Consider the following 13,475-nt stretch of genomic DNA (forward strand, 5'->3'; position numbering starts at 1 on the left):
TTAGAATACCTGAAAAATACGGACTAAAAAAGATACTCGGTTATATGACGCTTACCTTACATTAGACGCTTACCATAGTTGATTATTTTTCACAGAAAAAGCAAACAAGACCTCAAAAGTCTCATTTGCTCTAACTGTGATTATTCTTTTCTACGTTTAATCAAGCCGAATGTTACTACAGATAAGATTGTCATCACTGCACCACTAATTACAGCTAATACGTTATCTGATTCACCAGTTTGTGGCAGGGTTTGTTTTGAGGATACTTCATTCTTATTCGAAGTATTCTTATCCTTACCTTGTAAACCAGAAGTATTCTTAGATGGTGAGATAGTTGAAGTTAATTTAACAACTATTAAATCAGTACCCTTAATAACATTCTTAGACCCATCACCGTAAATTAAAGTAGTATCTGCGTTATTGCCAACTAATATATCTTTAACATTTGGATTAGACTTAGATACATTATCTTTAATCTGGCTCTTCTCCGCATCAGTCAAATGATTTGGATCTTGGACTGGAGTCTTAGTATCTGGGATTACTGCAGGATGCTTATCAGCATCTGTGTTATTAGAAGTGTTAGATGAATTATTATCTTTCTTAATAATCAACTCACTGCCGGCGACATGACCATGGTTGCCATTCTTAAAGCTTACATCTGTGTATCCATTGTCACCTACTTTGATATCCTTGGCATCTGGGTTGGACTTGGCTACCTTGTCCTTAACCTGTTGCTTTTCTCCATCAGTTAAGTGGTTTGGATCGCTTACTTCTACCTTGCTGTCTGGTAATTTTACTTCTTGCTCTGTAGAAGTATCTGGCTTCTTAGTTACCAACTCACTGCCGGCGACATGACCATGGTTGCCATTCTTAAAGCTTACATCTGTGTATCCATTGTCACCTACTTTGATATCCTTGGCATCTGGGTTGGACTTGGCTACCTTGTCCTTAACCTGTTGCTTTTCTCCATCAGTTAAGTGGTTTGGATCGCTTACTTCTACCTTGCTGTCTGGTAATTTTACTTCTTGCTCTGTAGAAGTATCTGGCTTCTTCACATATACATAGGCATCGTGTGCATCAATTGAGTAAGTGCCTGTTTCAGCTGCTTTATCTTTTGCTACTATCTGATAGCCTTCAGGAGCTTTTAAAGTATTGGTGTATTTTTCATCGATTTTTCCAGTTAAAACTTGTTTATCTATTTCTGTACCGTCACTTGGGATAAAGTTACTATTAATCCCACTATTAGTAACATCAATATAGTGAACAGTCATGGTACTCTCTTGCTCATGACCAGTCTTGGCATAGTAGTATACAGTACTATTATCAGTAGCGGTTACCGGATTAATAAACATGTAGTCCTTACCACCGACGGTAAAGTACATCTTATTGGTACTATCGCTTGTTCCTAAGATCCTCACACCACTTGTACCGACAGTTTCGTTTAGAGGTTTGCCTTTGTAGTATACAACTGAGCGAATACTACCATTCTTCTCAATGACGGTACTTCTAACCATGACATCGCTATTTTCAGAGAGGTCAAAGGTTTCACCGACACTAAATTCAGTTACATTACCAGTAGTTGGATAACCGTAATCACCAAGTACAAGTCCATCACTGGCAAAGCCTGAAGACCTCTCATAAGTATAACCATCAACAGTTGGGGGGGTAATATCGTCTGCTTGATATTGCTGGTTGCCGTAGCCACTTATTTTAATTGGCTGTACAAGATCTTTGCCAGTTGCTCGGTCTACATAGCGTATGAGTTGGGTACGCCGTTTAGGAATGTAGCTAGAATAACTACTAATCGACTTGCTCTTAGCAATCGCGTCATACTCACCTTTGCTCTTACCAGCAAGATCAGGATTCAAAAGGCCCCTATCAATTACTGGTAATAATCCATAAGGGTTAGTACCAGTATTTAGAGTAACAGAATATGAACCATTACCAAAGTTTTGAATAGTATAGCGACCCTTAGTACTTTCAGTACTTGTTTGAGAGCTATTTGCGGCAACTGTAAGCGTTTCAGTATTCACCCCTCTATAAAAATCGACAATTTTGGCTGTAATGGTTGGATTATCCAAATCGTTTTTATCGCGCGCTACTAAGATAAAATTGTGATCAGAGTTACTATAATCAGCAAAAACAGCGAAGTAATATAATTTTGCATCATTCAATGTCTCTTTAATCTTCGTATATCCTTCATCGGAATGCCAATAAGAGTTTAAAGCTTTCCACAACCATGTAGCTTCTTTACCTTTAGCTTTTTCTGTTGAAACTAAGCCATTGTAAAATGAAGTAGGTTGAAGTTCGAACCTTTGTTTCGATTCAGGTAATTCTGCTTCTTGATCAGTTGCAAGTGACCTAGTACTTGAAGCTAATACAAGTGAAGCAGCTAGAAAATTCTTAACAATTTGATTATTTTCAGTATTTAAGTTAGATGTCGGCACACTAGTTTTTTCAGTTGGTACTTTTAAGCTATCGCTTACTTCACTAGTTTTATTTGAAACTACAGTAGGAGCTAATGATTTAATTGGAGTAGCCAGCGTTGCTGATTGCTCTTTATTATTTGTCGTATCTGTTGTTTGCACAGCATCTTTTTGATTATTTTCAGTATTTAAGTTAGATGTCGGCTCAGTAGTTTTTTCAGTTGGTACTTTTAAGCTATCGCTTACTTCGCTAGTTTTATTTGAAGCTACAGTAGGAGCTAATGATTTAATTGGAGTAGCCAGCGTTGCTGATTGCTCTTTATTATTTGTCGTATCTGTTGTTTGCACAGCATCTTTTTGATTATTTTCAGTATTTAAGTTAGATGTCGGCTCAGTAGTTTTTTCAGTTGGTACTTTTAAGCTATCGCTTACTTCGCTAGTTTTATTTGAAGCTACAGTAGGAGCTAATGATTTAATTGGAGTAGCCAGCGTTGCTGATTGCTCTTTATTATTTGTCGTATCTGTTGTTTGCACAGCATCTCTGGCTACGTTATCTGAAGCCTCTTTTATTGCAGACTTTGTGTCTACTTCTGGAGTTGTTTCAGGTTTTGCTTGCTCTAATTTGGTTGATACATCAGTGATTGTATCAGCCTTAACCACATGTACTTCAGTCTTAGTTCCCAAGTAGAACCCAAACAATGTTGTCCCAATCAAGACAGACACAGTCTTACCTGCAATCTTCTTCAATGCGAAACGTTGTTTCTCATTTGTACTTATCCAATTCTTCATATTATACCTCACACAAAATAAAATATAATAACGTTACACCATTATAGTAACACTTTTGTAAAGCTTTATCATGCATAAAAAAAAAACAGAATTCTCTACAAAAGACGGAATTCTTGGTTTAATTTTTTAAGTTATTGGTTATTTTTCACGTGAGTAAGATATTACTACAATGAATTATTTCTCTAAAACCATTGTTTCATCAGAGTATTTTTGTGGATCATTACCATCCCACTGCTGATAAATAATTTTTTTAGTTTTAAAACCAAAATGCGAATATAATTTTTTAGCAACTTTATTTTCCTGAAAAACTTCTAAAGTTATTGGACGCTTCATAATTCTTAAGACATAAGAAATGAGATTCTTCCCAACTCCTTGTCCCTGATAGGCGGGATCAACATAAATATAATCTAAAATATTTGGTTTGACGGCAATAAATCCAATAATTTTTTGTTTATCACATGCTACATAAATTTTAGAATTAAATAAATCCTCTTTATAAATAGCTTTTTCTAAAGGTTTAAAATACTTTTCAGCTTTTCCAATTTTTAACTCTTGCAATCTAGCCAAATCATGGATTCGTTCAATTTGATGATAGTCTTCAGCTTGATATTCTCTAATTATAATTTTCATTTTGTATCTGCCCTTTCTAAATTAATTTAAAAAGGCAACAAACGTAATCTCATTTTTCATCTCTCCATTTACTAAAATTACTAACAATTATATTCCTCATAAAAAAAGCTGCAAATAGCAAAAAACTATTTGCAGCTAAAAATTAATTATTTTTCACGTGAGTATGACTTAACATCTGCATCAATTTCAGCGATAAAGTCATCTAAACTCTTAGAAATTTCTTCGTCAGTACCGTAAGGACGTACGTTTACGCCATTAGCGTTAATTTCGTCATCACCTAATACCAAAGTGTAAGGTACCTTTTGAGTTTGTGATTCACGAATCTTGTAACCCATCTTTTCGTTACGAGTATCAACTTCTGCTCTGAAGCCACGCTTAGCAAGTTCTTGACGAACCTTTTCTGCATATTCACCATGAGCATCAAGGTTAACTGGGATAATTTCAACTTGAACTGGTGCAAGCCAAGTTGGGAATGCACCCTTGTAAATTTCAGTTAAGTAAGCAATGAATCTTTCCATAGTACCAACAATACCACGGTGAATCATAACTGGACGGTGTTCTTCCCCATCTTGACCAACGTAAGTTAAACCAAATCTTTCTGGAAGCATGAAGTCAAGTTGGATAGTTGACATAGTTTCATCGTTACCCAAAGCAGTCTTAGTTTGAATATCAAGCTTTGGACCGTAGAATGCAGCTTCACCTTCAGCTTCAACGTAGTCAAGGCCAAGATCATCCATAGCACCTTTAAGCATCTTTTGTGACTTTTCCCACATTTCGTCATTTGCAAAGTACTTGTCAGTGTTCTTTGGATCACGGTATGAAAGTCTGAAGTAGTAATCAGTAATATCGAAGTCCTTGTATACGTCCATGATCAACTTCAAGATCTTAGCAAATTCAGTTTGAACTTGATCAAGTGCTACGAATGTGTGACCATCGTTCAAAGTCATTTCACGTACACGTTGAAGACCTGACAAAGCACCTGATTTTTCGTATCTGTGCATCATACCAAGTTCTGCAACACGAAGTGGAAGATCACGGTATGAACGAATGTGGTGCTTAAAGATTTGAATATGTGAAGGACAGTTCATTGGACGAAGTTCAAGCATTTCGCCATCACCCATGTCCATTGGTGGGAACATGTCATCACGGTAGTGTGCCCAGTGACCTGAAGTCTTGTAAGCATCAAGGTTCATAAGTACTGGAGTGTAAACGTGTTGGTAACCGTCAGCTACTTCACGGTCAATGATGTAGCGTTCAACAACACGACGAATAGTAGCACCCTTTGGCATCCAGTAAGGAAGACCTGCACCAACCTTAGGGTCAACGAAGAAGAGGTCAAGGTCACGACCGATAGTTCTGTGGTCACGTTCCTTAATTTCTTGACGGCGCTTAAGATCAGCCTTTAAATCAGCTTCCTTAAAGAATGCAGTACCAAAGATTCTTTGAAGCATTGGGTTTGATGACTTACCTAACCAGTAAGCACCAGCTACTGACAATAACTTAAATTGCTTAATCTTGCCAGTGTTTGGAAGTAAAGCATCAAAACCAAAGTCAACAAAATCGCCAAGCTTGTAAGCATCAACAGTATCGCCTTCAACCTTAGCAAGAAGTTCGCTCTTGAACTTATCATTCTTGTAAAGGTCTTCAAGTTCTGATTTAGCAATTTGAACGTGTTCAATCTTTTCACCGTTCTTAATTACCTTTTGCATAGCTTTTTCAAGCTTTGGTAATTCACCAACTTTAATTTGGTCATCTTTATCGGTGTCAACGTAGAAACCACCTTCATCGGCAACATGTTCACCTAAACGAAGTTCAGGATATTCACGCTTAGCTACAGCTTCAAATACAAAAGCAGCAGTAGCACGTAAAACGTCTAAGCCCTCTTCATCTTTATCAGTAATAATAGCAACTTCGCTATCACTATCAAGCTTGAAGTCAAGTGGCTTAATTTCACCATTAACCTTACCAGCAACAGCAGCTTTACCAAGTGAAGTTGCAATGTTGTGAGCTAAGTCAGCAATAGTTAAACTTTCTTCAAAATCTTTCTTTGAGCCATCAGGCAAAGTGATTGAAAAACTCATATTTTCCTCCAGAAAAAATATAATAAAAAAAGTCCCAGTGCGAGAATGCACTGGGACGTTAATTAGCGTGGTTCCACCCAAAATTCAGGTTAGCGTAATCTAACCTCTTTACGGATTGATAAAGGCATCCAACCTAATATTAATAACTTTGAGAATAAGCGATTGGGGTAACTTTCTAATGAAGAACTTCCAGAACAAGGTTCTTCTCTCTGAATCGAAAGCTATCATGTCTCGCTTAATTAACTCTCATTATACGCACGAAACTTTTAGATGCAAGACCTTTTTTTAAATTAATGCAAAGAATTTCTTCGATCGGGTCCAGAAACCACAACTTCTTTAGCTAAAAAACGTACTCGCTGCATAAGTCTCCTAGCCTTTACTGGATCAGTCGCATTACGTGTTTCTTCAAAATGAGATTCTAATGCTTCCATGTCAAGATTAGATGAGAAAAATGTTGGTAAAACATTATCCATCCGAGCTTGTAAAATTACACCCAATACGTCATCTCGTGACCATTGACTAAGACTCTCAGCACCAATATCATCTAAAATCAATAAATCACATTCAGACAAACGGCGAATTTCACTTTGCAAACTATTGTCGTCAAAATGACTTGCTAATCCGGCTATAAAAGTTGGCACATGCAAGAACACAACATTTTTATTCATGTTCGTGACCACATAATTAGCTAATCCCGCTAAAATATATGTCTTACCAACACCAAAATCACCTGACAAATATAGTCCCCGAATATGCGGATTTTGCTTATATTTTCTTAAAAAGTCGTAGATCAAAGTTAAAACTTGTTTACGATCATCATTTACATCAATTTCACTCAAACTCACATCATGAAGACGAGTCGGAACATCGATTAGTTGTAATCTTCGCTCGGCAGCTTGCTTGCGATCTTGAGCTAATTTTGCCTTAGTTGGCACATACCGAATATCAATTACTTTACCATTCAAAAATAATTGGGGAGCATACCCTGCCATCACCTTACTTGCAGTATGCTTTTGAGAATAATACTCATACAAGTTAGATATACTATTTCGAATCATCTTTTGATCAATTTTATCTGCATTTGCATGAATAAATGACTGCACATCAGGATCACGCAAGGCTTGTTCTATCAAAGATTGTTCATCACCCAGATTACGCTCTTTTACAATCTTTTTAATTACATTGCCAATTGGCTCCATTTTTTCACCTACTTCCAATTATCTTTGAATCCTATTTATTATTTAAATCTTTAAATAAATTCTTCAATTGCTCGGTAGAAATGCCAGCATCCCTATCAGCCTTTTTCTTACTCCAATCAGTGCCTTTTTCGACTCGCTTTTGATAAGTTCGAACAGATTTTTTCTTACCAAAGCTATTGCGCCGCTTTTTCACATATTGCAAAGCCTGTACGGCTGTAGCCACGCCATGTTGCAGCCAGTCATTGGCAATCTTATAAGCCAAATTAGAACTAACTACTGTGTCATAAGTAAGACATGTATAGGTCAAAATGTTGATTAAGTCTTCAGGCAACCCATACTGGGTGTGCAAATTATTAATAATCTGCTTCTCATTGGCACTAGTTATACCGCCTTTTTGCGTTTTTATTTTATACAAAAATTCAGCGGGTGAACTCTCATTAGCTGCTTTTAACAGCTTTTTATCATGGTCATCCATATCTTTAATCACAGCTAATGCCTTTTTTTGCCCTTCATTTAACTGCTTTTGTACATTTTCTCTAGTATTAGCCCTCTTATAATTTTCCGCTAAAGTATTGCTAATGTCATGCATATTTAAGCTATATGAGCCATGAAGACATGGCAAGCTTTCATCTACAAATTCTTTTTCTGATAAGCCATACGTTTGGATTAAACCACGAATTTGATCTTTATTAAGGTCAATTTCACTAGCTGGAATTTGATAGCGATTATACTCCTGCTTGATAAAATCCCAATCAATACTATCGTGATCATTCACCTTGGCAGTTTCAACTTCATGAATCTTATTTTCTTGTGCGGCTTGAACCACATCACTAGACGGAGTGATTGCTTCATCCCCAGGTAAACGAAAAACATCAAAAAAGTTTGCTGACACGTCTTTAGCATTTTTTATAGGTTTTTCCCTTAATTTTGCTTCTTGAGCAAAAGCATGACTTAAATCATGAAAGGTTGATACACCAACCTTTTCTTTTAATAAACTAGCTAAAAGTGGCGTCGCAAAAAATTTGTCTGCAGCTGGAACTTGCAGCAATTTAAAAACTAAAACATTATTGAATACATTATCAGACAAAAGTGTTTGGATTAATCCTACAGCCTCTAATTTATGCAATGAATCAAATAATTGTTTCAAACTGCAGTCCAATTGCTCTTGCAATGAATATATCCCCTTCGAGTCGGAAATTATGCCATACGGATCATAATTTTGAATCAAAGTCTGATATAGCGCTACTGCTACTGCACCTACTAACGGTTGATATAATTTGATTAAAACTTTTTCATCTTCGGGAAAAAGCTTCACACGATTGGCTACATAATAAAGATGTTTGGGATCAGACGTCTCAAACATGACTAATTGCCCTTACCTTTCTTAGCCATCATGTCTTCCATAGTCTTCATGAAACTAGACATATCTTTAAATTCACGATAAATAGATGCAAAACGAATGTAAGCCACATCATCAAGATCAGCCAATTTATCCATAACGTATTGACCAATCTTCTTAGATGAAATTTCACTAATGCCTTGCTTTCTTACTTTATTTTCAACATGATCAACCAATTGCTCAAATTGCTCACTGCTAATTGGTCGTTTCTGTCCTGCAGCCATTACACCATGCAAGATTTTCTTGCGATTAAATGGTTCACGCGTACCGTCATTTTTAATTACAAGTAACGGAGCTGTTTCTACTCTTTCAAAAGTTGTAAAACGAAAACCACAATTTTCACACTCTCTGCGTCGTCTGATTGCACGGTTTTCATCACTAGGACGTGAATCAATAACGCGGGAGGCATTTTGATGACAATTTGGACATTCCATAGCTATCCCTCTTCTTTGATCTTAATTAATATCTGTTCTAGTTTATTTTCTAATTCTTTTATTGTACCAGTATTTGCCACTACAAAATCGGCCATTTTTTCTTTTTCAGCTAATGGCATCTGACTATTAATCCGCATTCTTGCTTCCTCGTCAGATAGATTATTACGCTTTTTTAAACGTTCAATCTGTAATTGCTCAGGAAGGGTAATCACTAAAACTCCATTAGCTACATGTTTTTTATCCAATCCCGCTTCAAAATACACTGGTGCATCTAAAATAACAAGAGCAAAATTCTGATATTCTTTTATCTTTGCTACTGTTTTATCGAAAATTAACGGATGCGTCAACTGATTTAATTCAGACAAGGCTCTTTTATTACTAAAAACTAATTGCCCTAATTTTTTACGATTTATTGTTTGGTCTGAATTTAAATATTCTACCCCAAAATGATCTTTAATCACTTGCCAAGATGCATTGCCGGGTTTCATCAGTTCGTGGGCAATTTGATCACAGTCAATAATCGGAATGTTTTTATTTTTAAAAAAATCATCAGCAGTACTTTTACCGGTGGCAATTCCACCTGTTAATGCTAAGACATAACTCATTTATAAATCACCTGACAATGAGGACAAAAAGTGGTTCCCCGACCATTAACCTTAATTTTTTCAAATTTAGTACCACAAACTGTGCAGGGCTCACCTACATGACCGTAAACTTGCAATTTACTTTGAAAGCCTCCAACTTGTCCATTCGCATTCAAAAAGGAATGAACTGTAGTACCTTGCAGCTTAATTGCTTCGGCAATAATTTTATTAATCTGATCATGTAATTCAGATACTTTTTCCACAGGAATTTTATTGGCCTGACTTAAAGGATGAATCTTGGTTCGCCAAAGAACCTCATCAACATAAATATTACCTAGACCAGCTACTACTGATTGATCAAGCAAAGTGTTTTTGATATTTTTCTTCTTACGCTTTAAGCCATTGATTAAATATTCTGAAGTAAATTTAGAACTATTTGGTTCTACTCCAAGCTTACCAATCCCTGTAGTTTGTCTTTCGGTGCCAGTTAAAATTAGCTGCATCCGCCCAAATTTGCGCACATCATTATACCGCAACGCTGTTCCATCAGTAAAAACAAATTCAACGTGATCGTGTTTATCCTTAGGCGCATCAGACGCAGTTAAATGATACTTTCCTTCCATTCGCAAATGAGAAACAATCGTTAAATTATCACTCAAGCGAATAAGCAAATACTTGGCGTAGCGATCAATATCGATAATCTTTTTACCAGGCAATTCAGATAAAAATTTTTCATGATCAGTCGCCACAATTTTTGGATACCACAAAATCACTTTTTTAATAGTTTTTCCCTTAACTAAAGGAAGCAGCGTTCTTCGAACTGTTTCAACTTCAGGCATTTCAGGCATTTTATCACCTACTTTGCATCATACCAATTGTGTCCCCAGCCAGAATCAGCAATTAGTGGCACATCAAGCTTAACAGCTGATTGCATTACTTTAGGCACAATCTTTTTAATTGTTTCTAGCTCATCTTTTGGTACATCAAAAATCAATTCATCGTGTACCTGCACTACCATTTTAGTCTTCAAATGTAGTTCATCTAACTTCTCTTGCATGTTAATCATTGCAATTTTAATAATATCAGCAGCTGAACCTTGAATTGGTGAATTAATAGCAGTTCTTTCAGCAAAGGCACGAACGGTGTATTTCTTAGCATGAATATCTGGCAAGTATCTGCGACGGTGCATGATTGTTTCGGCATAGCCTTTGTCACACGCTTCTTGTACTGCTTTATTCATGTAATCCTTGATTTGAGGATATTGTTCGAAGTAGTTGTCGATAAATTCTTGAGCACGTTTTCTAGAAATGCCTAAGTTCTTGGACAAACCGTAATCGGAAATACCATAAACGATACCGAAGTTAACAGCCTTAGCGTGACGACGCATCAGTGGCGTTACTTGATCTGGTGAATCCAAGTGGAAAATCTTCATCGCGGTATGTGAGTGAATATCATAACCGGTCTTGAAGGCTTCTTGCATATTTTGATCGCCCGAAACATGAGCGAGCACACGGAGTTCAACTTGTGAATAGTCGCAAGAGAAGATGTAGCCGTCTGGTTCACTTGGCACGAAGGCCTTTCTGATTTGCTTTCCTTCTTCGGTGCGGGTAGGGATATTTTGCAAGTTAGGATCCACACTGGACAGACGACCAGTGGCAGTCAAAGTTTGCAAGTAACGTGTATGTACACGACCATCTGGTTGGATAACATCAAGCAGACCCTTTACATAGGTAGATTGAATCTTGGCAATTTGACGGTAATCCAAAATTTCACTAACGATTGGGCTTTGCGTCTTTAATTGATCCAAGACTTCAACTGAAGTTGAGTAACCAGTCTTAGTCTTTTTGATAACTGGCAAACCAAGCTTTTCAAACAAAATGTGACCTAATTGCTTTGGTGAGTTCAAGTTGAACTTTTCACCGGCTTGGTCATAAATCTTGTCTTCGAGTTCCTTCAATTTAACGGCAAATTCATTTTGCAACTGAAGCAAAGTGCTGGCTTCAACCTTCATCCCGTTCATTTCCATTCTGGCTAAAACACGAGCAGTTGGGATTTCGATTGTGTCAAACAAAGCATCCTGTTCGTGTTCTTTAAGCTTTTTAAGAAGCTCCGGCTTAAGCTTTTCAATGGCGTTGACCTTGGAAGCTAAGTGGTTGAACAATTCATCGTCATTATCGGGAACATGTTCACTCTTACCTTTGCCGTAGACTTCAAGCTCGGTCTTAACGGAGTAATCACCATAAAGATGGGCAATTTCACCCAGATCATTAGAGTTGTTTTCATTATTGATCAAGTAGGATGCCAAAAGCATGTCGTAATCAAGACCGTGAGTGTGAATGCCCAAACGATGTGCAGCAACCATTGTTCTCTTTAGGTCAAAGACATTCTTCTTGATCTTTTCGTCTTCTAAGATGTGCTTGATATTATCTTCTTCAAGCAATTCCACGTCTCTTGAAACGTAGATCTTGTCATTGAGCTTCAAACTGAAGCCAACAAAAGGAGCTAGGTGATAGTTAGCACCGAGCATTTCTAGATAAAATTCAACAGTGTCTTTTTCAGTAGCTTTGACATCTTTGACATTGTCATCATTTAAAACGGTGTATTCAACTTTTTCAACATCTGCACTACCTTGACCAGCACCTGACGCATTAAGTTCTGCCAAGAACTTACGGAAATTCATCTTTTCATAGAACTGACGCAGTTTCTCATAATCAACTGGCTCGCGTTTTACGTCATCAATATCAATGGTAACTGGTGAATCACGGTCAATAGTGGCAAGCTTTTTAGCTAAAAAGGCCTTGTCTTTATCACGAATCAAACGCTCTTTACGCTTAGATTTCTTCATTTCATCAATATGATCGTAAAGATCTTCTACTGAACCATATTCTTGAATTAAATTAGAAGCTGTCTTAGGACCAATACCTTCGACACCTGGGTAGTTATCAGAGTTATCACCCATTAAGGCCTTCATGTCGATGAATTCGGTTGGAGTTACCCCATTAACTTCCTTCATATGTTCTGGTGTATAAGCTTCAAGTTGAGAAACACCAGATTTAGTTACTTCGACAGTCGTCTTGTCGGACGCAAGTTGGGTCAAGTCGCGGTCACCAGTTACGATCGTGGTTGTGAACCCGGCCTTTTCACCCTTCGCAGCAAAAGTACCAATGATGTCGTCTGCTTCGTAATTCTTTAATTCATAAGTTTTAATGCCTAAATCATGCAGCATTTCTTGAATATAAGGCATTTGTTCGAGCAACTCTTCTGGAGTTTTCGCACGTCCACCTTTATATTCGCCGTACATTTTTGTTCTAAAAGTGACTTTTCCTGCATCAAAAGCTACCAATACGTGGGTCGGATCAACGTCTTTTAAAAGGACATCGAGCATGTTCTTAAAAGCGTAAATGGCATTGGTATGCAGGCCGTCTGGACTCTTGAAAGATTCTAGTTGACGATAAAGAGCGTAAAAGGCTCTGAAAGCTACAGAGTTACCATCGATTAGAAGTAATTTTTTATCTGCCATTTTATTCCCCTTTTATAAAAATTGTTCTCTATACTTACTTATCTATTTTACCAGTTTCAAGGGTAATCTTTTAATAGGAAGTTTAATGTAAAAGAAAAAAGCTCCACTTTTGTGGAGTCTTGATCATAAATCCTTTTTATTACACTAAAACAGTCCCTTTATGTAGAGAACGTCAAAAAAGCCGCCCTAAAATAGGACGACTTCAAAGCATTTAATTAATTAGACCTGAAAGAGGTCTATAACTATTAAAGCACAAAACTTTTTCCAGTCCATCAAATTTATAAAATAAAATTATGATCAGTATCGGTAATATTGAGACTGTAAAATAGTTTGTGTAAGGATGAATGATTCCTTAAATTTATTTCTTTAAACATTAGAAAAAGGAGTTCCTTTCTCGTATGATTGGTTTGAAC

The 13,475-nt window shown here is 36.9% G+C and carries 9 protein-coding genes; all 9 read right to left on the minus strand.

Features of this window, described 5'->3' with window-relative positions:
- Positions 1 to 140: 140 nt before the first annotated feature.
- The 9 genes from CP357_RS07735 to polA all read right to left on the minus strand — a co-directional run bounded on the left by CP357_RS07735 (position 141) and on the right by polA (position 13,062).
- Positions 141 to 3,215, minus strand: coding sequence for a MucBP domain-containing protein (locus CP357_RS07735; RefSeq protein ID WP_098036991.1), 3,075 nt, complete (start codon positions 3,213 to 3,215; stop codon positions 141 to 143).
- 174 nt (positions 3,216 to 3,389) lie between these two features.
- Positions 3,390 to 3,845, minus strand: coding sequence for a GNAT family N-acetyltransferase (locus CP357_RS07740; RefSeq protein WP_087712777.1), 456 nt, complete (start codon positions 3,843 to 3,845; stop codon positions 3,390 to 3,392).
- 146 nt (positions 3,846 to 3,991) lie between these two features.
- Positions 3,992 to 5,926 (minus strand): threonine--tRNA ligase, encoded by a 1,935-nt coding sequence (gene thrS / locus CP357_RS07745; RefSeq protein WP_098036992.1) that lies wholly within the window; start codon positions 5,924 to 5,926, stop codon positions 3,992 to 3,994.
- Between the two features lie 290 nt (positions 5,927 to 6,216).
- Positions 6,217 to 7,125 carry a primosomal protein DnaI gene (dnaI, locus tag CP357_RS07750; protein WP_098036993.1) on the minus strand — a complete coding sequence of 303 codons (909 nt, stop codon included), beginning with the start codon at positions 7,123 to 7,125 and terminating at the stop codon, positions 6,217 to 6,219.
- 31 nt (positions 7,126 to 7,156) lie between these two features.
- On the minus strand, positions 7,157 to 8,488 hold the full coding sequence (locus CP357_RS07755; protein ID WP_087176664.1) for a replication initiation and membrane attachment family protein: 1,332 nt from the start codon (positions 8,486 to 8,488) through the stop codon (positions 7,157 to 7,159).
- Between the two features lie 2 nt (positions 8,489 to 8,490).
- On the minus strand, positions 8,491 to 8,958 hold the full coding sequence (nrdR, locus tag CP357_RS07760; RefSeq protein ID WP_098036994.1) for a transcriptional regulator NrdR: 468 nt from the start codon (positions 8,956 to 8,958) through the stop codon (positions 8,491 to 8,493).
- Positions 8,959 to 8,960: 2 nt separating this feature from the next.
- Complete coding sequence (gene coaE / locus CP357_RS07765; RefSeq protein ID WP_098036995.1) at positions 8,961 to 9,563, minus strand: dephospho-CoA kinase; 603 nt, start codon at positions 9,561 to 9,563, stop codon at positions 8,961 to 8,963.
- The gene (mutM, locus tag CP357_RS07770; RefSeq protein WP_098036996.1) at positions 9,560 to 10,390 is read right to left on the minus strand and encodes a DNA-formamidopyrimidine glycosylase; all 831 of its coding nucleotides are present in this window, start codon (positions 10,388 to 10,390) and stop codon (positions 9,560 to 9,562) included. Before mutM ends, coaE begins: the two co-directional genes overlap by 4 nt.
- Positions 10,391 to 10,398: 8 nt before the next feature.
- Positions 10,399 to 13,062, minus strand: coding sequence for a DNA polymerase I (gene polA / locus CP357_RS07775; protein WP_098036997.1), 2,664 nt, complete (start codon positions 13,060 to 13,062; stop codon positions 10,399 to 10,401).
- Between the last annotated feature and the right edge of the window lie 413 nt (positions 13,063 to 13,475).

This window comes from Lactobacillus sp. UMNPBX6 (assembly GCF_002553975.1).
Classification (GTDB): domain Bacteria; phylum Bacillota; class Bacilli; order Lactobacillales; family Lactobacillaceae; genus Lactobacillus; species Lactobacillus gallinarum.

Coding starts and splice junctions, on each gene's coding strand:
- CP357_RS07735 (WP_098036991.1), bottom strand. CDS start 3,215: ATGAAGAATTGGATAAGTACAAATGAGAAACAACGTTTCGCATTGAAG.
- CP357_RS07740 (WP_087712777.1), bottom strand. CDS start 3,845: ATGAAAATTATAATTAGAGAATATCAAGCTGAAGACTATCATCAAATT.
- thrS (WP_098036992.1), bottom strand. CDS start 5,926: ATGAGTTTTTCAATCACTTTGCCTGATGGCTCAAAGAAAGATTTTGAA.
- dnaI (WP_098036993.1), bottom strand. CDS start 7,125: ATGGAGCCAATTGGCAATGTAATTAAAAAGATTGTAAAAGAGCGTAAT.
- CP357_RS07755 (WP_087176664.1), bottom strand. CDS start 8,488: ATGTTTGAGACGTCTGATCCCAAACATCTTTATTATGTAGCCAATCGT.
- nrdR (WP_098036994.1), bottom strand. CDS start 8,958: ATGGAATGTCCAAATTGTCATCAAAATGCCTCCCGCGTTATTGATTCA.
- coaE (WP_098036995.1), bottom strand. CDS start 9,563: ATGAGTTATGTCTTAGCATTAACAGGTGGAATTGCCACCGGTAAAAGT.
- mutM (WP_098036996.1), bottom strand. CDS start 10,390: ATGCCTGAAATGCCTGAAGTTGAAACAGTTCGAAGAACGCTGCTTCCT.
- polA (WP_098036997.1), bottom strand. CDS start 13,062: ATGGCAGATAAAAAATTACTTCTAATCGATGGTAACTCTGTAGCTTTC.